The 22267-nt window shown below is 64.7% G+C and carries 17 protein-coding genes; 13 read left to right on the top strand and 4 right to left on the bottom strand.

What is annotated here, in order from left to right; translation table 11 throughout:
* Positions 1-14: 14 nt before the first annotated feature.
* Positions 15-854 (bottom strand): formate/nitrite transporter family protein, encoded by an 840-nt coding sequence (locus I6F20_RS19365; protein WP_036004575.1) that lies wholly within the window; start codon positions 852-854, stop codon positions 15-17.
* Between the two features lie 675 nt (positions 855-1529).
* Here I6F20_RS19365 and I6F20_RS19360 point away from each other — a divergent pair.
* The 11 genes from I6F20_RS19360 (at position 1530) to I6F20_RS19310 (ending at position 15230) form a co-directional block, all read left to right on the top strand.
* Positions 1530-2849, top strand: coding sequence for a CmpA/NrtA family ABC transporter substrate-binding protein (locus tag I6F20_RS19360; RefSeq protein WP_225127414.1), 1320 nt, complete (start codon positions 1530-1532; stop codon positions 2847-2849).
* A gap of 64 nt (positions 2850-2913) precedes the next feature.
* Entirely contained in the window at positions 2914-3810 is an 897-nt protein-coding gene (gene ntrB / locus I6F20_RS19355) for a nitrate ABC transporter permease (RefSeq protein WP_074447510.1), read from the top strand.
* Positions 3811-3821: 11 nt separating this feature from the next.
* The gene (locus tag I6F20_RS19350) at positions 3822-4616 is read left to right on the top strand and encodes an ABC transporter ATP-binding protein (protein WP_036004558.1); all 795 of its coding nucleotides are present in this window, start codon (positions 3822-3824) and stop codon (positions 4614-4616) included.
* Between the two features lie 339 nt (positions 4617-4955).
* A complete protein-coding gene (locus I6F20_RS19345; protein WP_225127413.1) occupies positions 4956-6347 on the top strand; it encodes an MFS transporter in 1392 nt (463 codons plus the stop codon).
* Positions 6348-6476: 129 nt separating this feature from the next.
* Positions 6477-6905, top strand: coding sequence for a globin family protein (locus tag I6F20_RS19340; protein ID WP_036004577.1), 429 nt, complete (start codon positions 6477-6479; stop codon positions 6903-6905).
* 10 nt (positions 6906-6915) lie between these two features.
* Entirely contained in the window at positions 6916-8133 is a 1218-nt protein-coding gene (locus I6F20_RS19335; RefSeq protein WP_074447509.1) for an NAD(P)/FAD-dependent oxidoreductase, read from the top strand.
* Between the two features lies 1 nt (position 8134).
* Positions 8135-10837 (top strand): nitrate reductase, encoded by a 2703-nt coding sequence (locus tag I6F20_RS19330; protein WP_225127412.1) that lies wholly within the window; start codon positions 8135-8137, stop codon positions 10835-10837.
* Positions 10838-11053: 216 nt separating this feature from the next.
* Entirely contained in the window at positions 11054-11950 is an 897-nt protein-coding gene (locus I6F20_RS19325) for an SMP-30/gluconolactonase/LRE family protein (protein WP_225127605.1), read from the top strand.
* A gap of 175 nt (positions 11951-12125) precedes the next feature.
* Positions 12126-12965 carry an aldo/keto reductase gene (locus I6F20_RS19320; RefSeq protein WP_225127411.1) on the top strand — a complete coding sequence of 280 codons (840 nt, stop codon included), beginning with the start codon at positions 12126-12128 and terminating at the stop codon, positions 12963-12965.
* Between the two features lie 187 nt (positions 12966-13152).
* Positions 13153-14094 carry a DMT family transporter gene (locus tag I6F20_RS19315; RefSeq protein ID WP_057027221.1) on the top strand — a complete coding sequence of 314 codons (942 nt, stop codon included), beginning with the start codon at positions 13153-13155 and terminating at the stop codon, positions 14092-14094.
* Between the two features lie 56 nt (positions 14095-14150).
* Entirely contained in the window at positions 14151-15230 is a 1080-nt protein-coding gene (locus I6F20_RS19310; protein ID WP_225123688.1) for a zinc-binding dehydrogenase, read from the top strand.
* A 5-nt stretch (positions 15231-15235) separates the two neighbouring features.
* Here I6F20_RS19310 and ppk2 read toward each other — a convergent pair whose 3' ends face one another.
* Both ppk2 and I6F20_RS19300 read right to left on the bottom strand, forming a co-directional pair.
* On the bottom strand, positions 15236-16156 hold the full coding sequence (gene ppk2, locus I6F20_RS19305) for a polyphosphate kinase 2 (protein WP_036037707.1): 921 nt from the start codon (positions 16154-16156) through the stop codon (positions 15236-15238).
* 91 nt (positions 16157-16247) lie between these two features.
* The gene (locus I6F20_RS19300; protein WP_027571162.1) at positions 16248-16709 is read right to left on the bottom strand and encodes an Lrp/AsnC family transcriptional regulator; all 462 of its coding nucleotides are present in this window, start codon (positions 16707-16709) and stop codon (positions 16248-16250) included.
* A gap of 131 nt (positions 16710-16840) precedes the next feature.
* Here I6F20_RS19300 and I6F20_RS19295 point away from each other — a divergent pair, with 131 nt between their 5' ends.
* Both I6F20_RS19295 and I6F20_RS19290 read left to right on the top strand, forming a co-directional pair.
* Entirely contained in the window at positions 16841-19204 is a 2364-nt protein-coding gene (locus I6F20_RS19295) for a thiamine pyrophosphate-binding protein (RefSeq protein WP_225127410.1), read from the top strand.
* A gap of 250 nt (positions 19205-19454) precedes the next feature.
* Positions 19455-20885: an aldehyde dehydrogenase family protein gene (locus tag I6F20_RS19290; RefSeq protein WP_225127409.1), complete on the top strand. Its 1431-nt coding sequence runs from the start codon at positions 19455-19457 to the stop codon at positions 20883-20885.
* Positions 20886-21205: 320 nt separating this feature from the next.
* On the opposite strand, the gene I6F20_RS19285 is transcribed toward I6F20_RS19290, so the two are convergent.
* Positions 21206-22183, bottom strand: coding sequence for an SMP-30/gluconolactonase/LRE family protein (locus I6F20_RS19285; protein ID WP_225127408.1), 978 nt, complete (start codon positions 22181-22183; stop codon positions 21206-21208).
* Positions 22184-22267: the final 84 nt, after the last annotated feature.

Genomic DNA, 22267 nt, shown 5'->3' with positions numbered 1-22267 from the left:
CGATACCTATTCGATCAGGCCGCGACGCGGGGCTTCGCGGGCTTCTCCGCCTGTCGCTTCGGCAGGGTCATGACGTGGGTGGCATAGAGGGTCATGCCGGTGAAGGCGAGGCCGCCGACGAGGTTGCCGAGCACGGTCGGGATCTCGTTCCAGATCAGATAATCCATGATCGAGAACTTCGCGCCGAGCAGCAGGCCCGACGGGAACAGGAACATGTTCACGACGGAATGCTCGAACACCATGTAGAAGAACACCAGGATCGGCATCCACATCGCGATGACCTTGCCGGGGACGGAAGTCGAGATCATGGCGCCGACGACGCCGGTCGAGACCATCCAGTTGCAGAGCATGCCGCGCAGGAACAGCGTCGCCATGCCGGCCGCACCGTGCGCGGCATAGCCAAGGGTTCGGCCCTCGCCAATATTGCCGATGGCGGCGCCGACCTTGTCGGGTGCCTGCGTGAAGCCGAAGGTCGTGACGAAGGCCATCATGAAGGCGACGGTGAAGGCGCCGGCGAAATTGCCGACGAAGACGAGACCCCAATTGCGCAGCACGCCGTTGAGCGTAACGCCCGGGCGCTTGTCGATCAGCGCGAGCGGCGAGAGCACGAACACGCCGGTCAGGAGGTCGAAGCCCAGGAGATAGAGCATGACGAAGCCGACCGGGAACAAGAGCGCGCCGACCAGCGGCTGGCCGGTGTTCACGGTGATCGTGACGGCAAACCAGGCTGCGAGGGCCAGGATCGCGCCGGCCATGTAGGCGCGGATAATGGTATCCCGGGTGGACATGAAGATCTTGGACTCGCCCGCATCCACCATCTTGGTGACGAATTCCGAAGGCGCGAGATACGACATCAATGGTTCCTTTGCTTCGTAAGTGAGATCGACACGCCCCCGACGAGGGCGCGGCTGAACGTCATCGGCCGTGCGGGCAGCCTGCCGCGCACGAGGGCTATGGAAAGTTTGGAAGCCTTGGGAATCGCGTCACGAGGACTCTGAAGCCGGAGACCGCGAAGCAGGTGAGCTTCCGGGATGCAGCCGCCAGAGGCTGCATCAATGCGGCCAAGCCGCAGTCGTCGTTGACGCAACCTTAGAAGCAATTTGTGTGCCGTGGCGCGTCGATCGAAAAAGGTAGCAAATTCAGCTAGATGTCAGCTGCAGGGGGATGATTGGCAGAACTGCGCCGCCTCTTGCTTGAGCGACTGCACAACGTTTGTGCGGCGCACAAGGATTGAGCAGACCGCAAATTTCGCGTGCGGAACAGGGCTGCGTTAGTCAGGCGCGGAATTACCAAGCATCTGATTATCCATCATTTTTGGCGGTGGCGGGCTTGGCATGAAGCTTGAATAGTTCCAAGCCGACGCCATTGAAGCCGTCCCGCGAGACTTCTCATCCGAATTGCTGACGCACCCAAACGGGGTCTCCCCGTCGCGCGTTCGCATGCGCCTTTTTCTGGCGTCACGGACGGACGGGCTGCTCGTGCGCACTGACGCAATCATTCCGCAACGACGCAAAAGGACGACACGACCTATGACCAAGCGCATTCGCCGGCCCTCCGAGACTGGCCTCAGCCGCCGTCAATTGTTGAAAGCCACCGGCTCGACCGCCGCACTGCTCGCCGCCGCCAAGCTGAATTTCCCCGCCGGCGCCTTCGCGCAGGACGCAGGCCCCGAGGTCAAGGGAGCCAAGCTCGGTTTCATTGCGCTCTCCGATGCCGGCCCGCTGTTCGTCGCCAAGGACAAGGGCCTGTTCGCCAAGCACGGCGTGCCTGACACCGACGTGCAGAAGCAGGCGTCCTGGGGCACCACGCGCGACAACCTCGTGCTCGGCTCCGAAGGCAACGGCATCGACGGCGCGCACATCCTCACCCCGATGCCGTACCTGATCTCGGCCGGCAAGGTGACGCAGAACAACCAGCCGACGCCGATGTACATCCTGGCGCGACTCAATCTCGATGCGCAGTGCATCTCGGTCGCCAAGGAATATGCCGACCTCAAGCTCGGCACCGATGCGGCGCCGTTCAAGGCGGCGCTTGAGAAGAAGAAGGCGTCCGGCAAGGCCGTGAAGGCTGCGATGACCTTCCCCGGCGGTACCCACGATCTGTGGATCCGCTACTGGCTCGCCGCCGGCGGCATCGATCCCGACAAGGACATCGAGACCATCGTGGTGCCGCCGCCGCAGATGGTGGCGAATATGAAGGTCGGCACCATGGACTGCTTCTGCGTCGGCGAGCCCTGGAATCTCCAGCTCATCCACCAAGGCATCGGCTACACCGCCGTCAACACCGGCGAGATCTGGAATAAGCATCCGGAGAAGTCCTTCGGCATGCGCGCGGCCTTCGTCGACAAATACCCGAAGGCCAGCAAGGCGATCCTGATGGCCGTGCTGGAAGCCCAGCAATGGGCCGACAAGGCGGAAAACAAGCAGGAGCTGGCCGCCATCATGGCCAAGCGGCAGTGGATCAACTGCCCGGTCGAGGACGTCTACGATCGCACCGCCGGCAAGTTCGACTATGGCATCCCCGGCAAGGTGGTCGAGAACTCGCCGCACGTCATGAAGTACTGGCGCGATCATGCCTCCTATCCGTTCCAGAGCCACGATCTCTGGTTCCTCACCGAGGACATCCGCTGGGGCAAGTATGAGCCGAACTTCGATACCAAGGCGCTGATTGCCAAGGTCAACCGCGAGGACATGTGGCGCGATGCGGCCAAGACCCTCGGCGTCGCGGCCGCCCACATTCCGGCCACCACCTCGCGCGGAAAGGAGACCTTCTTCGACGGCAAGGTGTTCGACCCCGAAAATCCGGCCGCCTATCTGAAGTCGCTCGCGATCAAGCGCGTCGAAGTCTGATGGAGCCCTGCGGCCGCCTTTAGGGGCGGCCGCATCGTCCCTGCCACGCCGGAGAGAGATAGCGATGAACATGACTGCCACGAAGATCGAGGTTGAGACCGCGACGCCTGCCGCAACGATTGCGCCGGTCGTCACGCTGACGCCGAAGCGTCCCCCGCGTACTGAGGCTTACGCACGCATGGCACGCGAGACCGCCGTGCGCGTGATCCCGCCGCTGGTCGTGATCGCTCTGCTGACGCTGGTGTGGGAGCTGGTCTGCCGCAGAGCCGGCTCGGCGCTGCCGCCGCCCTCAAAAGTGTTTGCGGATACCAAGGAGCTGATCTTCGATCCGTTCTTCGACCGTGGCGGCATCGACAAGGGCCTGTTCTGGCATCTGTCCGCCAGTCTCCAGCGCGTCGCCTTCGGCTATTCGCTCTCGGCCATCGCCGGCATCGCGCTCGGCGTGCTGGTCGGGCAGTCGGTCTGGGCGATGCGCGGGCTCGATCCGCTGTTCCAGGTGCTGCGCACGATTCCGCCGCTGGCTTGGCTGCCGCTCTCGCTCGCGGCCTTCCGCGACGGCCAGCCTAGCGCGATCTTCGTCATCTTCATCACCTCGATCTGGCCGATCATCATCAACACCGCGGTCGGCATCCGCAACATCCCGCAGGACTATCGCAACGTCGCCGCGGTGGTGCAGCTCAATCCGCTGGAATTCTTCGCCAAGATCATGATCCCGGCGGCGGCGCCCTACATCTTCACGGGCCTGCGCATCGGCATCGGCCTGTCGTGGCTCGCGATCGTCGCCGCCGAAATGCTGATCGGCGGCGTCGGCATCGGCTTCTTCATCTGGGACGCCTGGAACTCCTCGCATATCAGCGAGATCATCCTGGCGCTGTTCTATGTCGGCATCATCGGCTTCGTGCTTGACCGCCTGATCGCGGGGCTCGGCAAGGTCGTCACCCGCGGCACCGCGCAGAACTGAGGAGAGGGGACATGACCGCCTACCTGAAACTCGACCACATCGACAAGGTCTTCACCCGCGGCACCGCCACCACGGAGGTGCTCAAGGACATCAATCTGACGATCGAGAAAGGCGAATACGTCTCGATCATCGGCCATTCCGGCTGCGGCAAGTCGACCCTGCTCAACATCATCGCAGGGCTGACCGGCGCCACGATGGGGGGCGTGCTGCTGGAAAACCGCGAGGTGAACTCGCCAGGGCCCGATCGTGCCGTGGTGTTCCAGAACCACAGCCTGCTGCCGTGGCTGACCGTCTACGAAAACGTCAGGCTTGGCGTCGACAAGGTCTTCGCCAAGACCAAGTCCCGTGCCGAGCGCGACGCCTGGGTGATGCACAATCTCAACCTCGTGCAGATGGCCCATGCCAGGGACAAGCGTCCATCGGAGATCTCCGGCGGCATGAAGCAGCGCGTCGGCATCGCGCGGGCGCTGGCCATGGAGCCGAAGGTGCTGCTGCTCGACGAGCCGTTCGGCGCGCTCGACGCGCTGACCCGCGCCCACTTGCAGGACTCGGTGATGGCGCTGCATCAGAAGCTCGGCAACACCATCCTGATGATCACCCACGACGTCGACGAGGCCGTGCTGTTGTCCGACCGCATCGTGATGATGACCAACGGGCCGAGCGCGCGCATCGGTGAGGTGCTGGAGGTGCCGCTGGCGCGGCCGCGCAAGCGGCTCGACCTCGCGACCAACGCCACTTATCTGAAGTGCCGCCAGCGCGTGCTCGAATTCCTCTACGAGCGTCATCGCTTCGTCGAAGCCGCGTAAGTCACGCGTTCACGCGGGATACGCCCGCGCTTAATTAATCGACATCAAGCTCAATCCTTGTGCGTCGCACAGGGATTGAGCGAAACGCAAATTTTGCGTGCGGAAAAGCCCTGCAAACGATTCGGGCAATACGAATAACATCCTGAAATCCCTGTGTTTCCTGCGTGCGCGCAACTGGCACGGAAATTGAAACGTCTTTGCGCGACGCCAACGACGACGTCCCTCAACATCATCAATCAGCATCGTGATCTCGCCACCGGGGTGAAGCCTCGGAGCGCGCCTCCGTGACCGGAGGCAGAGCCTGCAACGACGCAGCGGTGAGCCTGGAAGGGATACGCAATGACGAAGAATCCGACCCTGAACTCCAGCTGGATTTCAGACTGGCGCCCCGAGGATGAGGCGTTCTGGAACAATACCGGCAAGTCGATCGCGCGGCGCAATCTGATCTGGTCCATCGTCGCCGAACATATCGGCTTCTCGGTCTGGCTGATCTGGAGCATCGTCACCACCAAGCTGCCGCAGGCCGGCTTCCACTACACCACCGACCAGCTGTTCCAGCTCGTCGCCGTGCCGGGCCTGATCGGCGCCTTCATGCGCTTTCCCTACACTTTCGCGGTGACGACGTTCGGCGGCCGCAACTGGACCATCTTCAGCGCGGCGATCCTGTTCATCCCGACCTTGTCGCTCGCCTATTTCGTCAGCCAGCCCGACACGCCGTTCTGGCTCATGCTGCTGGTCGCCTCGACCGCGGGTCTCGGCGGCGGCAATTTCGCCTCCAGCATGACCAACATCTCCTTCTTCTTTCCCGACCGGATGAAGGGATGGGCGCTCGGCCTCAACGCGGCCGGCGGCAATATCGGTGTCTCCAGCGTGCAGCTCCTGACCCCGATCCTGATGACGCTCGCCGTCTTCAACCTGTATCAGGCGACGCCCGTCGACGGCATCTTCCTGCAGAATGCCGGCCTGATGTGGGTGCTGCCGATCGGCATCGCGGTGTTCGGCGCGGTGTTCTTCATGAACAACCTCACTACGGCGAAATCGTCGGTGAAGAACCAGCTCGCGATCGTCAAGCGCAAGCACACCTGGATCATGGCGTATCTTTATATCGGCACGTTCGGGTCCTTCATCGGCTATTCGGCGGCGTTTCCGCTGCTGCTCAAGACGCAGTTCCCCACCGTGACGATCTCGATCGCCTTCCTCGGCCCGCTGGTCGGCTCGCTGTCGCGTCCGCTCGGCGGCTGGCTCGCAGACCGGGTCGGCGGCTCCATCATCACGTTCTGGAATTTCATCGTGATGGCGGGCGCCACGGTCGGCGCGCTCTATTTCGTCGGACACAAGGATTTCATCGGCTTCCTGTCGATGTTCCTGATCCTGTTCGTGACGACGGGCATCGGCAACGGCTCGACCTACCGCATGATCCCCTCGATCTTCCGCGAGGAGAACCTGTTCAAGGTGCGCGGCAAGGGCGATGCGGCACGCAGCGCTGCCCTGAAGACCGCGAGCATCGAGAGCGGCGCGGCGGTCGGCTTCATCGGCGCGGTCGGTGCCGTCGGCGGCTATCTGATCCCGAGCGGCTTCGGCAAGTCGATCGCCATGACCGGCGGGCCGCAGCTCGCGCTCGTGGTCTATCTCGCCTTCTACGCCTCCTGCCTCGCTCTGACCTGGTGGTTCTACCTGCGTCGCAGCCCGCAGGGCGAAGGCGCGCCAAGCCTCGCCGAGGCGCGTGTGTGAGCACGACAAACTGGCGCGAATGTCGCTTCTCCCCGTACGCGGGGAGAAGTCTCTCTGATGACGTTTGATCCATGAACTTTGTCCGCAATGGCGCGGACGAAGGCAGACCGAAACAGACAGGAGAACATTATGACGCCCGAGCAGATTACTCTCATTCAGCAGAGCTTCGCCAAGGTCGCCCCGATTTCGGAAGCCGCCGCGGTGCTGTTCTACGACCGACTGTTCGAGGTGGCGCCGTCCGTGCGCGCGATGTTTCCCGAGGACATGACCGAGCAGCGCAAGAAGCTGATGGGCATGCTCGCCGCCGTAGTCGGCGGCTTGTCGAACCTGGAATCGATTCTTCCCGCGGCCTCCGCGCTCGCCAAGCGTCACGTCGATTATGGCGCCAAGGCCGAGCACTACCCCGTGGTCGGCGCCACCTTGCTGTGGACCCTCGAGAAGGGCCTTGGCGAAGCCTGGACGCCTGAACTCGCCGCAGCCTGGACCGACGCCTATGGCGTGCTGTCCGGCTACATGATGTCCGAGGCCTACGGCGCGCAAGCGCAGGCCGCCGAGTAGGAGATGCGTTGTGAGTGAACCGCTGGTTATCGTCGGCAACGGTATGGCGGCCGCGCGTCTGGTCGACGAGCTCGCCAAGACCGCGCTCGGCCGCTATGCGGTCGCCGTGATCGGCGAAGAGCCGCGGCTCGCTTACAATCGCGTGCTCCTCTCCTCCGTGCTGGCGGGCGAGACCGGCTCGCACGAGATCGAGCTGCGGCCGGCCGGTTGGTGGCGAGACCGCGGCGTCACGGTGCGCTACGGCTATCGCGTCAGCGAGATCGATGTCGGCCGCCGTGAGCTCAAGATCGCGGGCGAGGAGAGCATGGAATATTCCAAGCTCGTGCTCGCCACGGGATCGACGCCGCTGCGGCTCAACGTGCCAGGCGCCGATCTTGCCGGCGTGCACACGTTTCGCGACACCCGCGACGTCGACCTGCTATTGACACTGGCCGCGGCTAGGAAGCGCGTCGTCGTGGTCGGCGGCGGCCTGCTCGGGCTGGAAGCGGCCTACGGTCTCGCCAAGGCCGGCGCGCCCGTGACGCTGCTGCATCTGATGGATCGGCTGATGGAGCGTCAGCTCGACGCGCCCGCGGCCGACCTGCTCAAGACGCTGGTCGAGCGCAAGGGTATCCGCGTCATGCTCAATGCCGCGACGGCCCGCATCCACGGCGAGGGCCACGTCCAGGCCGTCGAGCTGGCCGATGGCAGCCGCATCGAGGCCGATGCGGTGATCTTCGCCGCCGGCATCAAGCCGAACGTCGCGCTGGCGAAGGAGGCGGGGATCGCGGTCAACCGCGGCGTCGTCGTCAACGACGTGATGCAGACCTCCGCGTCCGATATCTTTGCGCTTGGCGAATGCGCCGAGCATCGCGGCACCTGCTATGGCTTGGTCGAGCCCGCCTACGAGCAGGCGCGCGTGCTGGCGCGGCATCTGGCCGGCCGGCCCGCCGCCTATCAGGGCAGCGTGGTCTCGACCAATCTGAAGGTCTCCGGCGTCAGCGTGTTCTCCGCTGGCGACTTCATGGGCGGGGAGGGCAGCGAGAGCCTCGTGCTGTCGGATCGCAGGCGCGGCACTTACAAGAAGCTCGTCATCGCCGACGGTCGGCTCACCGGGGCGGTGCTGATCGGCGATACGATCGATGCGCTCTGGTACCTCGAGCTGATCCGCAATCGCGACAAGGTCGCTTCGATCCGCACCGACATGATGTTCGGCCGCGCGCTGGCGCAGCCTTCGAAAGCGGCGTGATATGACGGCGATCGATCCAAATCTCCGCACCACCAAGACCACCTGCCCCTATTGCGGCGTCGGCTGCGGCGTCCTGGCGACGCCCGACGGCAAGGGCAGCGCGGCGATCGCGGGCGACCCCGATCATCCCGCCAATTTCGGCCGGCTGTGCTCGAAGGGCTCCGCGCTCGGCGAGACCGTCGGCCTGGAAGGGCGGCTGCTCTATCCGATGATCCGCTGCAAGGGCGTGCTCGAGCGGGTCGCCTGGAGCGATGCGCTGGACCACGTCGCCCACCGCATGCAGCACATCGTGGCGCGCGATGGCGCCAACGCGGTCGCGTTCTATCTCTCCGGCCAGCTCCTCACCGAAGACTATTACGTCGCCAACAAGCTGATGAAGGGGTTTGTCGGCACCGCCAATGTCGACACCAATTCCCGGCTCTGCATGTCGTCCTCGGTTGCGGGCCATCGCCGCGCTTTCGGCGCCGACACGGTGCCTGGCTGCTATGAGGATCTCGACCAGGCCGATCTGCTCGTCTTCGTCGGCTCGAACGCGGCCTGGTGTCATCCGGTGCTGTTCCAGCGCATGCTGAAGAACAGGCAGGAGCGCGGCGCCCGCATGATCGTGATCGATCCGCGCCGCACCGATACCGCCAGCGATGTCGACCTGTTCCTCGGCCTCAAGCCCGGCACCGACACCGCGCTGTTCTCAGGCCTGTTCGTGCATCTCGCCGACAATGGCGTGCTGGACCAGGATTACATCGCGCAGAACACGTCTGGCTTCGATGATGCGCTGGCGCGCGCGCGCAACATTGCCGGCAGCGTCACTGCGACCGCGCTCGCCACGGGCCTCTCCGAGCAGGACGTCGCCGCCTTCTTCAGGATGTTCCGCGACACCGAGAAGGTCGTCACGCTGTATTCGCAAGGGGTCAACCAGTCGGCGCAGGGCACCGACAAGGTCAACGCCATCCTGAACTGCCATCTCGCCACGGGGCGCATTGGCAAGCCGGGCGCCTCGCCGTTCTCGCTGACCGGCCAGCCCAACGCGATGGGCGGCCGCGAGGTCGGCGGCCTCGCCAACATGCTCGCCGCCCATATGGGCTTCACGCCGCCTGATATCGACCGCGTCAGGCGGTTCTGGAAGGCGCCGCGCATCGCCACCCATGAAGGCCTGAAGGCGGTGCAACTGTTCGAGGCGATCAACCGCGGCGAGGTCAAGGCGCTCTGGGTGATGGGCACCAATCCCGCGGTGTCGCTGCCCGATGCCGACATGGTGCGCGATGCCCTGAAGAAGCTCGAGCTGTTCGTGGTGTCCGAGAACGTGCTCTCCAACGACACCGTCGCGGCCGGCCCGCACGTGCTCCTGCCGGCGCTGGCCTGGGGCGAGAAGTCAGGCACGGTGACCAATTCGGAGCGGCGCATCTCGCGCCAGCGCGCGTTCCTGCCGGCGCCGGGGGAAGCGCGTCCCGACTGGTGGATCCTGAGTGAGACCGCAAAGCGCCTCGGCTTCGGCGACAGCTTCAACTACAAATCGGCCGCCGATATCTTCCGCGAGCATGCCGCGCTCTCGGCATTCGAGAACAATGGCAGCCGCGATTTCGACATCGGCGCGCTGACCTCGCTGTCGGACGAAGCCTTCGATGGTTTGAAGCCGGTGCAATGGCCGGCGCGCGAAGGCGGGACGCCCGGCGAGCGCTTCTTCGCTGCTGGCGGCTTCTTCACCAATGACGGCAAGGGCCGCTTCGTTGCGCCGGAGGTGCCGGCGCTGCGCGGCGAGACCGGTCCGTCGCGCCCCTTAAGGCTCAACACCGGGCGCATCCGCGACCAGTGGCACACCATGACGCGCACCGGCCTGAGCCAGCGCCTGGGCGCGCATCTGCCTGAGCCTTTCGTCGAGATCCATCCCGACGACGCCGGCAAATACGGCATCGTCCATGACGGCTATGCCCGCATCACCACCGATTACGGCCAGTGCATCCTGAAAGTCGTCGTCAGCGAGTGGCAGCAGCGCGGCACCCTGTTCGTGCCGATCCACTGGAGCGCGATGAACGCCTCGCACGGCCGCATCGGGGCGATGGTCGCACCGTTCACCGATCCGTTCTCGGGGCAGCCGGAAGCCAAGGCGACGCCGGCCGCGATCGCGCCTTACGAATTTGTCTTCCGCGGCTTTGCATTGTCGCGCAAGCCGCTCGATCTGCCGCAGAACCTGTTGTGGACGCGCGTGACCGTCAGCGGCGGCTTCGGCTATCTTTTCGCCGACAACGCGGATCTCGCCCGCTGGCCCGCCTGGCTCGAGAGCGTCGCCGGCGAGGACGTTGCCGAATATCGCGATTTCGGCGGCGGGGTTTTTCGCGCGGCTTCGTTTGTCGGGAATCGAATCGAGACCTGCCTGTTCGTCGGCCCCGCGCACGATGCCGGCGACTGGGAGGTGGTGAAGAGTCTGTTCGCGGCCGATCAGGTCAGCGACGAGCAGCGCCGCATGCTGCTGTCGGGCAGGTCAAGCGAAGGCGCGGCCTCGACCGGCCCCATCGTCTGCGCCTGCTTCGGCGTCGGCCGCGGCACCATCTGCGACAGCATCGCCAGCGGCGCGCGCACCGCCGCCGACATCGGCGCCAAGCTCAAGGCCGGCACCAATTGCGGCTCCTGCATCCCCGAGCTGAAACGCCTGATTGCGATGACGGAAGTGCCTGCACAGCAGGCGAAGGTCGCGAGCGCGGCGGGATAGGTCTCGTAGGGTGGGTTAGCGCAGCGTAACCCACCACTCTTCGTCAATGCGGAAGCGAAAGAGAGGGGTTACGCCAAGGGACTGCGCTTCGCGCAGCCCCGGGGCTAACCCACCCTACGCAGCGCCCGCACCATTGCAATGTGGACCACCCCAATCGACGCGCCGGCTAATGTGCCGTATGGTGCCGCGCTCCTTTCAACATCCACAACAACCATGATGTACCTGGAAACGCCGCCGCGCCTGATCGAGACCAGGCTGTTCACCGCCATGCCCGAAAAGTTTCGCCGCAAGGGCGTGCGAACCGATTGGGCCGACGCCAATCGGCCGAACATACCGACCGAGAGCTTCATCGAGGGGCCGTCATTCGACAAGGACGGTAATCTCTATATCGTCGACATTCCGTTCGGCCGCATCTTTCGCATCGCGCCCCATGGCGAATGGTCGCTCGTGATCGAATATGAGGGCTGGCCGAACGGGCTGAAGATCGCATCCGACGGACGCATTCTGGTCGCCGACTACAGGCATGGCATCATGGAGCTCGATGCCGAAGCCGGCCGCGTCAAGCCGGTCGTGACCGGGCGCAATTCGGAATCGTTCCGCGGCTGCAACGATCTGCATCTCGCCTCAAACGGCGATATCTATTTCACCGATCAGGGCCAGACCGGCCTGCACGATCCAAGTGGCCGGGTCTATCGGCTGGGATCGAACGGCCGGCTCGACTGCCTGCTCGACACCGGCATCAGTCCGAACGGCCTGGTGCTCGACCCAGCCGAAACCGTGCTGTTCGTCGCGATGACGCGCGACAACGCGGTGTGGCGGCTGCCGTTCATGAAGGACGGCAGCGTGTCCAAGGTCGGCCGCTTCTGCTCGCTGTTCGGCACCAGCGGCCCCGACGGCTTGACCATGGATGCCAAGGGCCGCCTGTTCGTCGGCCACCCCTCGCTCGGCCACGTCTTCGTGTTCGCGCCGAACGGGGAACTGATCGCGCGCATCAAATCGTGCGCGGGACCGAACTGCACCAATGTCGCGATCGGTGGCGAAAACAAGGATCGGCTCTATATCACGGAGTCGTCGTCCGGCAGCGTGCTGGTGGCCGAAATCGGCGGATTGTAGCGCTGACGTTTCGCCTCTCCCCGCTTGCGGGGAGAGGCCGACGCGCAAAGCGCGGCGGGTGAGGGGGCCTCCGCGAGTCTCTTTGCTATCGAGTTTGCGGAAGCAGCCCCTCACCCCGACCCTCTCCCCGTAAGAACGGGGAGAGGGAAAAATAACAGCGGAGATCGGAGCGACCATGAACAAGAAACCCTTCGGCGAGATCGGCGCCAGCGTCTCCGTCATCGGGCAGGGCACCTGGTATCTCGACCACGGCGACCGCAAGCGCGCGATCGCGGCGCTGCAGCGCGGGCTCGATCTTGGCATGACCCACATCGACACCGCCGAGATGTACGGCGATGCCGAGCTCGTCATTGCGGATGCGATCGCAGGCCGGCGCGATGAAGTGTTCCTCGTTTCGAAAGTGCTGCCCAGCAACGCCTCGCGCCGCGGCACCATCACCGCCTGCGAGCGCTCGCTGAAGCGGCTGAAGACCGACCGGCTCGACTGTTATCTGTTGCACTGGCGCGGCTCCTATCCGCTGGAGGACACCGTCGCTGCGTTCGAGGAGCTGGTGCAATCAGGCAAGATCAAGTCCTGGGGCGTCTCCAATTTCGATGCCGACGATCTCGATGAGATTCTCGACGTCTCCGGCGAGGGGCGGATCGCCTGCAACCAGGTGCTCTACCACCTGAAAGAACGCGCGATCGAGCATGCGGTGATCCCGTGGTGTGAACGGCATAATGTTGCCGTCGTTGCCTACTCCCCTTTCGGCCACGACGATTTCCCCGCAGGCAGCAGCAAGGGCGGCGCCGTGCTGGCGCGCATCGCGGAGGCGCGACGTGCGACGCCGCGTCAGGTTGCGCTGAGCTTTCTCACCCGTGCGACTACGGTGTTCGCCATTCCGAAGGCCTCGTCTGCGGAACATGCCGGCGAGAATGCGGCAGCAGGCGACCTCGTGCTGACGAAGGACGAGATTGCGGCGCTCGACGCGGTGTTTCCGCGCGGGCCGAAGCCGCGCGGCCTGCCCATGCTGTAGTGCACAACGGGCAAGATTAACGGAGCATTGACGCGCGCGGCGGCTCGCGCATATCGGCATCCTGTTTTCGGAAGTTGTGAATGCGGAGCAGATGTCGTTTTTTACGGCTGTTCTCGATTCGCATTTTGCCCGGGTTCCAGCCGTGACACCGCCGCCCGCCGCAGCCGCAAGGCTCGACAGTATTCCCATGCCCGTTCCGGAGAAGAAGCAGCAGGCTCGCCGCGCGCCTGCGCGCGTCGATCATCCCTTCAAGGGCATTGCGCTGGTGTTGCTCTCGACGATCTTCCTCGGCTGCTCCGACGTCACCGCGAAATATCTGTCGACCAGCCTGCCTTCGATCGAGATCACCTGGATCCGCTTCGTCACGTTCGCGCTGCTATTCACGCCCGTGATGCTGCCGGGCTCGCCACTGCATGCGATGCGCACCGAGCGGCTCGGTCTGCAATTGATGCGCGGCGCCGCACTGCTCGGCTCGTCGCTGTTTTTCATCACCGGGCTTGCATTTCTGCCCATCGCCGAAGCCTCCGCCACCGGCTTCGTCTCGCCGCTATTCGTCACCGCGCTGTCGATCATCTTCCTGAGCGAGAAGGTCGGCATGCGCCGCTGGATCGCGACCGCGATCGGCCTGACGGGCGTTCTGATCATCCTGAGGCCCGGCACGAGCGCGTTCCATGCCGCCGCATTCTTCCCGATCATCTCGGCGTTCTGCTGGGCCGCCGCGCTGATCCTGACGCGGATGATGAGCGGTCGCGAAGCGGTGCTCACCACCATGGCCTATTCCGCGCTGACCGGCGTTGCGATCCTCAGCGTCATGGTGCCGTTCGTCTGGGTCACGCCGAGCTGGACCGCGATCGGGCTGGGCATCGTGATCGGCGTCGCCTCGACCGTGGGCCAGTGGATCATCGTGCTGGCCTATCGCTACGGCGATGCCTCGGTGCTGGCGCCGTTCTCCTATACGCAGTTGCTCTGGGTCAGCATTCTGGGCTTCTTCATCTTCGGCGAGGTCCCGGATATCTGGACGGTCGTCGGCGCCGCCTTCATCGTCGCCAGCGGTCTTTATATCGCCCATCGCGAGCGGGTGCGCCGCGCCCAGCTGCTGGTGCTGGAAGAGCGGTCCCCGAACCCCTGACGCAAGTTTGCACGTCCTGCTTCGTGCTATCACTCGCTCCAAAGGGGAGGAGCCGGATGCGCGCCGCGATTTTCAGGAACGGTGAGATTGTCGTAGGTCGGATGGCCGAGCCGACGCCGGGCCCCGGCCAGGTTCTGGTCAAGACGCTCGCCTGCGGCATCTGCGGCTCCGACCTGCACGCGCGCCAGCACGCCCATCGCATGGTGGAGATGGCGCGGAAGACCGGGCGCAAGCCGATGGACCTCAGCCGCGACGTCGTGTTCGGCCACGAATTCTGCTGTGAGATCGTCGATTACGGCCCCGGCACATCGCGCAAGCTGAAGCCGGGAACCCAGGTCTGCTCGCTTCCCGCGCTGGTGACGCCGCAGGGCATCGAAGGGATCGGCTACTCCAACGACAATATCGGCGGCTATGCCGAGGCGATGCTGCTGAGCGAAGCGCTGCTGCTCGAAGTACCCAACGGCCTCGCGCCGGAGCATGCCGCGCTGACCGAGCCGCTCGCCGTCGGCGTTCATGCCGTCGCCAAAGCCAATATCCGTGGCGGCGAGGTACCGCTCGTGATCGGCTGCGGCCCGGTCGGACTCGCGGTGATCGCCGCGCTGAAGCTCAAACGGCTGCATCCGATCGTCGCGGCCGACTATTCGCCGGCGCGGCGCGCGCTCGCCGCAAAACTCGGTGCCGACATCGTCGTCGATCCCCGAACGTCGCAGCCTTACGCGACCTGGGCCGAGCACGCGCAGATGTCGGAGGCCGAGAAGGCGGCGCGGCCGCCGTTCCAGGCCATGCTGCCCGCGTTGAAGCCCGCGATCATCTTCGAATGCGTCGGCGTGCCCGGCCTGTTGCAACAGGTGTTCGAGGGTGCCCCGCGCGATGCGCGCATCGTCGTGGTCGGCGTCTGCATGGAGAGCGACAGAAGCGAGCCCATGCTCGGCATCATGAAGGAGCTCAACGTCCAATACGTGCTCGGCTACACCCCGGAGGAGTTTGCTGCGTCGCTGCGCCTGATCGCCGAAGGGCAGGTGGACGCGGCCGCGATGGTAACCGCCGAAGTCGGCCTCGACGGCGTCGCCAAGGCCTTTGCCGATCTCGCCAACCCCGAAGCCCACACCAAGATCATCGTGCAGCCGTGGCGGTAGGAGTGTCAGTATTTCGCCGGCACGTACATCTCTGGCGGGACCGGGCCTCGCTGATAGTCGGGATGTCGCACGCGCGGCGGCAGCGTCACCGGAGCCCGCACGACCTCCTGGTACGGGATCTGAGTCAATAGGTGTGCGATGCAGTTGAGCCGGGCGCGCTTCTTGTCCACGGCATCGACGATCCACCACGGGCTATCCGGCAGATGCGTGTGCTCCAGCATCGTCTCTTTGGCCTTGGTGTACGCCTCCCAGCGACTGCGGGACTCGACGTCCATCGGGCTCAGCTTCCACTGCTTCAGGGGATCCTTGATGCGCATGGTGAATCGGAATTGCTGCTCGTCGTCGGTAATCGAAAACCAGTACTTGACGAGGATGATGCCGGATCGGATCAGCATGCGCTCGAATTCCGGCACGGTCTTGAAGAACTCCTGGTACTCCGCCTCCGAGCAGAAGCCCATCACGCGCTCGACGCCGGCGCGGTTGTACCAGCTTCGGTCGAATAGCACGATCTCGCCGCCGGCCGGCAGGTGCGCGACGTAGCGCTGGAAATACCATTGCGTACGCTCGCGCTCGTTCGGCGCGGGGAGCGCCGCGACGCGGCAGATACGCGGATTGAGCCGTTGCGTGATGCGCTTGATCACGCCGCCCTTGCCGGCGGCATCGCGGCCCTCGAACAGCACCACGACCTTCTTCCTCTCGCTCTGCACCCAGTCCTGGAGCTTGATCAACTCGCCCTGGAGGCGAAGCAGTTCCCGGAAATAGAGCCTGCGATCGACCGTCGGTTTCAGCGTTCCGGTCTCGTCGAGGAGCTCGTCGAGACGGGCATCATCCAGCTCCATCTCAAGTTCCTCGTCGAGATCGTCGGCCATTTCCTGGATGATGCGCTCGCGCTTGGATATCTCGGATTTGCGATCGGCTGCGGTCATGGGTTCTTCTCTCGGCTCGGATACCAGCACAACGACCATCGGCGGGGTTTGTTGCGCCCATGTGACAACATGCAATCCGGCGGACGCTTGGTCACACCGGCAGCGCGATCGAATATTTCACCTGGCTGAGCGCAAAGCTGGACTCGATCGAGGCAATGCCGTCAAGCCGGGTCAGCTTGGTCTTCAGGAACGTCTCGTAGGAGGCGAGGTCGGCGGCGACGACGCGGAGCAGATAATCGCGGTTCCCGGTCATCAGATAGCATTCCAGCACCTCGTCCCATTTCGAGATGGCGCGGGCAAAGCGGTTGAGATCCTCCTCCTTCTGCCGTGCCAGCTTGATCGAGATGAACACGCTGACATGCAGTCCCAGCGCCTTCTGGTCGACGGTCGCGACATAGCGCGAGATGACGCCGCGCTCCTCCAGGAGCTTGACGCGGCGATGGCAGGGCGAGACCGAGAGCCCGACCTTGTCGGCGAGCTCCTGCATGGTCAGGCGGCTGTCGTTCTGAAGATGGCTGAGGATCTTGCGGTCGATGGCGTCGAGCTCGGGCATTGGGATGAAACCTGCATTTTGTCCGCTGCGTTGGTAAAGTATCCCAATATCGGCGGGGATGGCGCGAAAAATTGAGAAGTTTGACGCACCGCGCAGGCGTATGATCGGTGCATATTTCCCGGAGCATCGCCATGCCCGTTGACCGCGCCCGTCTCGACATCCTGACCGCCCTCAGCCGCAAGGCGCTGTGGCTGTCGTCCTGGACCATCCACCACGCCAACCACATCCGCTCTAATGCGGATGGCCTCAAGGTCGGCGGCCACCAGGCCTCGTCCGCCTCGCTAGCCACCATCATGTCGGCGCTGTACTTCCACGTGCTGCGCCCTGAGGACCGCGTCGCGGTGAAGCCGCATGCGAGCCCGGTGTTCCACGCCATCCAGTATTTGTTCGGCCGGCAGAGCCGCGAGAAGCTGGAGAATTTTCGCGGCTTCAAGGGCGCGCAGTCCTATCCCTCGCGCACTAAGGACGTCGACGACGTCGACTTCTCCACCGGCTCGGTCGGCCTCGGCGTCGCGCAGACGCTGTTCTCTTCGCTGGTGCAGGATTACGTCAAGGCGCATGGCTGGATGAAGGATCGCCGCGAGGGGCGGATGATCGCGCTCGTCGGCGACGCCGAGATGGACGAAGGCAACATCTTCGAGGCGCTCGCGGAGGGCTGGAAGCACGGCCTGCGCAACACCTGGTGGGTGGTCGACTATAACAGGCAGTCGCTCGATGCCGTCGTGCGCGAAGGTCTCTGGGAAAAGTTCGAGACCATGTTCCGCAATTTCGGCTGGGACGTCGTCATCGTGAAATACGGCCGCCTGATGCGCGAGGCCTTCGCCGAGCCCGGCGGCGAGGCGCTGAAGACGTGGATCGACAATTGCCCGAATGCGCTCTACGCGGCGCTGTGCTTCCAGGGCGGCGCGGCCTTCCGAAAACATCTGCATGACGAGATCGGCGACCAGGGCCCGATCACAAAACTGATCGACAAGCGCAGCGACGAGGAGCTGCTGGCGCTGATGTCGAATCTTGGCGGCCACGACATGGCGAGCATGCTGGAGGCGTTCGATTCCATCGACCACGACCGCCCCGTCTGCTTCATCGCCTACACGATCAAGGGCGTCGGCTTGCCGTTCCAGGGCCACAAGGACAACCACGCCGGCCTGATGACGGTTGCGCAGATGGAGAAATATCGCGACAGCCAGAACATCCGGCCCGGACACGAATGGGACAAGTTCGAAGGGCTGCCGCAGGATGCAGCCGAGCTCGAGGCCTTCCTCGCGCGGGTGCCGTTCAATCAGGATGGCCGCCGGTTCACGGCGCCCGTCGTCGAGGTGCCGCAACAGCTCGCCTTCAAGCCGTCGCCGCAGATGTCGACCCAGCAGGGCTTTGGCCTCGTGCTGAACGAGATCGCGCGCAGCGACAGCGAGCTCGCCAGGCGCATCGTCACGACCTCGCCGGACGTCACCGTCTCCACCAATCTTGGCCCCTGGGTCAACCGCCGCGGCCTGTTCGCGCGGGCCGAGAAGGCGGACTTGTTCCGCAGCGAGAAAATTCCTTCGACCTACAATTGGGACGCTTCGCCAAAGGGCCAGCATCTGGAGCTCGGCATCGCCGAGATGAACCTGTTCATCATGCTCTCGGCGCTCGGCCTGTCGCACCAGATTAACGGCGAGCGGCTCTTGCCGGTCGGCACGCTCTACGATCCCTTCATCGAGCGCGGCCTCGATGCGCTGAACTACGCCTGCTACCAGGACGCGCGCTTCATGGTGGCGGCGACGCCGTCCGGCATCACGCTCGCGCCCGAAGGCGGCGCGCATCAGTCGATCGCAACGCCCTTGATCGGCATGGCGCAGGACGGCCTGGCCTCGTTCGAGCCGGCCTTCGTCGACGAGCTCGCCGTGATCATGGCTTTCGGCTTCGAGCACATGCAGCGCGAACCGGGCGAGGGCGGTTCGGTCTATTTGCGCCTCTCCACACGCGCCATCGAGCAGGCGCAGCGGATCATGACACCGGAGCTGCGACAGGGCATCACCGACGGCGCCTATTGGCTGCGCAAGCCGGGCCCGAATGCCGAGGTCGTGATCGCCTATACCGGCGCGGTCGCGCCCGAAGCGATCGAGGCGACCGGCTTCATCGGCGAGAGCCGCCGTGACGTCGGCCTGCTCGCGATCACTTCGGCCGACCGTCTGCATTCGGGGTGGACCGCCGCGCGGAAATTGCGGCGCGACCGCCGCGGCGTGCAGCATCTCAGCCACATCGAAAAGCTGCTCGCGCCGCTGCCGCGCGACTGCGGCATCGTGACCGTGATTGACGGCCATCCGTCTGCGCTCGGCTGGCTCGGCAGCGTCCGTGGCCATCGCGCCGAGGCGCTCGGTGTCGAGCAGTTCGGCCAGACCGGCAGCATCGCGGACCTTTATCGGCACTATGGCATCGACGCCAACGCCATCATCGATGCGGCCGAAAGCCTCACCACCGGCGGGCCGGTGCTGCATCGGAAGATGGCGGTGTAGCGGAGGTAACTGCCTCGTCATTCCGGGGCGACGCGAAGCATCGAACCCAGAATCTGGAGATTCCGGGTTCGATGCTTCGCGTCGCCCCGGAATGACGCCGTCGTCCACCTTGCCTCGTTCCCGCCATCGGCTCATATAACCTCCGCTCGCCGCAACGCTGGCCCCGCATATGGCGGGTTCAATTGCCGGCGCTTTCGTGCAAGGATGCCTGCCGAAACGCCCCCTCCAAGCCCCCAAGAAGAGGTTAACGATGGTCAATCGCATGCAATTCTACATCGACGGCGCCTGGGTCGACCCCGCCGTCAAGAAGTCCACCGCCGTGATCAATCCGGCGACGGAAGAGGCGATGTACGAGGTTGCGCTCGGCTCCAAGGCCGACGTCGACAAGGCGGTTGCCGCCGCCAAGCGCGCTTTCGAGACCTTCTCCCAGACCAGCCGCGAGGAGCGCGTCGCGCTGCTCAGCAAGGTCATCGAGGTCTACAAGGGCCGCCTCAAGGAGATCGGCGCCGCCGTCTCCGACGAGATGGGCGCACCGCTGCCGATGGCGGAGAAGCTGCAGGCCGGCGCCGGCCTCGGCCATCTCATGACCACGCTCGACGTGCTCAAGAACTATCATTTCGAGGAGCCGGTCGGCACCGCCATGGTGCTGCGCGAGCCGATCGGCGTGGTCGGCATGATCACGCCCTGGAACTGGCCGCTGAACCAGATCGCCTGCAAAGTCGCGCCCGCGCTCGCCGCCGGCTGCACCATGATCCTGAAGCCATCTGAGTTCACGCCGACCTCGGCGCTGATCTTCGCGGAGATCCTTCATGAAGCCGGCGTGCCCAAGGGCGTGTTCAACCTCGTCAACGGCCTCGGCCCCGAGGTCGGCGCCGCCATGAGCGAGCACCCTGATATCGACATGATCTCCTTCACCGGCTCGACCCGCGCCGGCATCGACGTTGCGAAGCGCGCAGCGCCCACGGTGAAGCGCGTCAGCCAGGAGCTCGGCGGCAAGTCGCCGAACGTCATCCTCGAAGGCGCCGACCTCACCAAGGCGGTGACCGGCGGCGTGATGCACATGTTCAACAATTCCGGCCAGTCCTGCAACGCGCCCTCGCGCATGATCGTGCCGCTGTCGAAGATGAAGGAAGTCGCCGCGATCGCCAAGGCCGTCGCCGACAAGACCAAGGCGGGCGATCCCCGCGCCGAAGGCACCACCATCGGCCCGGTCGTCAATCGCGGTCAGTGGGACAAGATCCAGGGCCTGATCAAGAAGGGCATCGACGAGGGCGCAACGCTCGTCGCCGGCGGTCCTGGCCTGCCCGAAGGCGTCAACAAGGGCTTCTATGTCCGTCCGACCATCTTCGCCGACGTCACGCCTGACATGACGATCGCGCGCGAAGAGATCTTCGGGCCGGTGCTGACCATCATCGGCGCCAAGGACGAAGCCGACGCGGTCAAGATCGCCAATGATACGCCGTATGGCCTCGCGGGCTACGTCACGGGTGCGACGGTCGAGGACGCCAAGCGCGTCGGCCGCCAGATCCGCGCCGGCAACGTCAACCTGCAGGGCGTGCCCAACGACCGCACCGCGCCGTTCGGCGGCTACAAGCAGTCCGGTAACGGCCGCGAGTGGGGCAAGTTCGGCCTCGAGGACTTCCTCGAAGTGAAGGCCGTCGCCGGCTTCAACGCGGCGTAAGTTCTTCCGTCTGAACAAACGAAGCGCCGGAGCGGGCAACCCCTCCAGCGTTTTTTATCGCTGTCCTGTCATTCCGGGGCGTCGCGAAGCGACGCGCCCGGAATCCATTCCTCCACAAACTCCGTCGCACAATGGATTCCGGGTTCGCGCCGAAGAGGCGCGCCCCGGAATGACGCCAGAGAGTTTCGCATTCCGAGGAAAGATCTCGTAGGGTGGGCAAAGGCGCGCTCTTTGCGCGACGTGCCCACCATCGCGCGACGAACGAGAGATGGTGGGCACGCTTCGCTTTGCCACCCTACGAGACCGTGCCCGCGGCGCGTCTATCCCCCCACAGCACCTTGCGTGTTCACGTAAAGCGCGTAGATCGACTGGCTCGCGGCCATGAACAGGCGGTTGCGCTTGACGCCGCCGAAGCAGACATTGGCGCAGCGCTCGGGCAGGGCGATGCGGCCGATCATGACACCGTCGGGTGCGAACACCACCACGCCGTCGAGCTCGGGATCGCCCATGCCCCAGCCGCACCAGAGATTGCCGTCGATGTCGCAGCGCATGCCGTCGGGCGTGCCCGGCCCGGCATCGATATGGACGCGCTTGTTCGAGATCGTGGTGCCCTCGGGCGAAACGTCGTAAGCGAGGATCTTGCGGTTGGGCACGCCTCGCGATTCCACGACATAGAGGATCTTCTCGTCCGGTGAGAAGCACAGGCCGTTCGGTCCGAGCACGCCTTCGGCGACGATGGTCGCCTTGCCGGTATCGGGATCAAGCCGATAGACGTTGGGCTCGATCTCGGGCTCGGCCTTGTAGCCCTCGTAATTGCCGAGCAGGCCGAAGGTCGGATCGGTGAACCAGATGGAGCCGTCCGATTTGACAACGACATCGTTCGGCGAGTTCAACCGCTTGCCGTTGAATTGATCCATCAGCACGGTGATGCTGCCGTCATACTCGGTGCGCACCACGCGCCGGCCGCCGTGCTCGCAGGTGATCAGCCGGCCTTGCCGGTCGCGCGTGTTGCCGTTGGCAAAATTCGAGGGCTTGCGGAACACGCTGACCGCACCGGTCTCTTCCTCCCACTTGAGGATGCGCTGGTTCGGGATGTCGCTGCACAGGAGATAACGCCCATCGCCGAACCACACCGGCCCCTCGGCCCAGCGCAGGCCGGTCGCCAGCCGCTCCACCGCCGAAAGCTTCAGCCAGTATTTTTCGAAGCGGGGATCGAGCGCTTTGATCGCGGGATCGGGGTAATAGGTCGCCGGCCGCCAGCCTGGCCGTTCCTCCGTGTGGGACGATGCCTCATTCATGCCGGTTCTCTCGTTTCGTTCCCTCTGGACAATCCTGCTATCATTAGAGACACGTGACCGCAAATTCGATCACCAACGGCGAGG

Origin of the sequence: Bradyrhizobium sp. IC3123 (genome assembly GCF_020193625.1) — a bacterium.
Taxonomy (GTDB): domain Bacteria; phylum Pseudomonadota; class Alphaproteobacteria; order Rhizobiales; family Xanthobacteraceae; genus Bradyrhizobium; species Bradyrhizobium yuanmingense.
This window is presented reverse-complemented; position numbering and strand designations above follow the sequence as displayed.

What these genes read in the sequence shown, in the direction of transcription:
- I6F20_RS19350 (WP_036004558.1), top strand. Translation starts at nt 3,822, where the DNA reads ATGACCGCCTACCTGAAACTCGACCACATCGACAAGGTCTTCACCCGC.
- I6F20_RS19290 (WP_225127409.1), top strand. Translation starts at nt 19,455, where the DNA reads ATGGTCAATCGCATGCAATTCTACATCGACGGCGCCTGGGTCGACCCC.
- ppk2 (WP_036037707.1), bottom strand. Translation starts at nt 16,156, where the DNA reads ATGACCGCAGCCGATCGCAAATCCGAGATATCCAAGCGCGAGCGCATC.
- I6F20_RS19365 (WP_036004575.1), bottom strand. Translation starts at nt 854, where the DNA reads ATGTCGTATCTCGCGCCTTCGGAATTCGTCACCAAGATGGTGGATGCG.
- I6F20_RS19330 (WP_225127412.1), top strand. Translation starts at nt 8,135, where the DNA reads ATGACGGCGATCGATCCAAATCTCCGCACCACCAAGACCACCTGCCCC.
- I6F20_RS19310 (WP_225123688.1), top strand. Translation starts at nt 14,151, where the DNA reads ATGCGCGCCGCGATTTTCAGGAACGGTGAGATTGTCGTAGGTCGGATG.
- I6F20_RS19320 (WP_225127411.1), top strand. Translation starts at nt 12,126, where the DNA reads ATGAACAAGAAACCCTTCGGCGAGATCGGCGCCAGCGTCTCCGTCATC.
- I6F20_RS19295 (WP_225127410.1), top strand. Translation starts at nt 16,841, where the DNA reads ATGCCCGTTGACCGCGCCCGTCTCGACATCCTGACCGCCCTCAGCCGC.
- I6F20_RS19360 (WP_225127414.1), top strand. Translation starts at nt 1,530, where the DNA reads ATGACCAAGCGCATTCGCCGGCCCTCCGAGACTGGCCTCAGCCGCCGT.
- I6F20_RS19345 (WP_225127413.1), top strand. Translation starts at nt 4,956, where the DNA reads ATGACGAAGAATCCGACCCTGAACTCCAGCTGGATTTCAGACTGGCGC.
- I6F20_RS19300 (WP_027571162.1), bottom strand. Translation starts at nt 16,709, where the DNA reads ATGCCCGAGCTCGACGCCATCGACCGCAAGATCCTCAGCCATCTTCAG.
- I6F20_RS19315 (WP_057027221.1), top strand. Translation starts at nt 13,153, where the DNA reads ATGCCCGTTCCGGAGAAGAAGCAGCAGGCTCGCCGCGCGCCTGCGCGC.
- ntrB (WP_074447510.1), top strand. Translation starts at nt 2,914, where the DNA reads ATGAACATGACTGCCACGAAGATCGAGGTTGAGACCGCGACGCCTGCC.
- I6F20_RS19325 (WP_225127605.1), top strand. Translation starts at nt 11,054, where the DNA reads ATGTACCTGGAAACGCCGCCGCGCCTGATCGAGACCAGGCTGTTCACC.
- I6F20_RS19340 (WP_036004577.1), top strand. Translation starts at nt 6,477, where the DNA reads ATGACGCCCGAGCAGATTACTCTCATTCAGCAGAGCTTCGCCAAGGTC.
- I6F20_RS19285 (WP_225127408.1), bottom strand. Translation starts at nt 22,183, where the DNA reads ATGAATGAGGCATCGTCCCACACGGAGGAACGGCCAGGCTGGCGGCCG.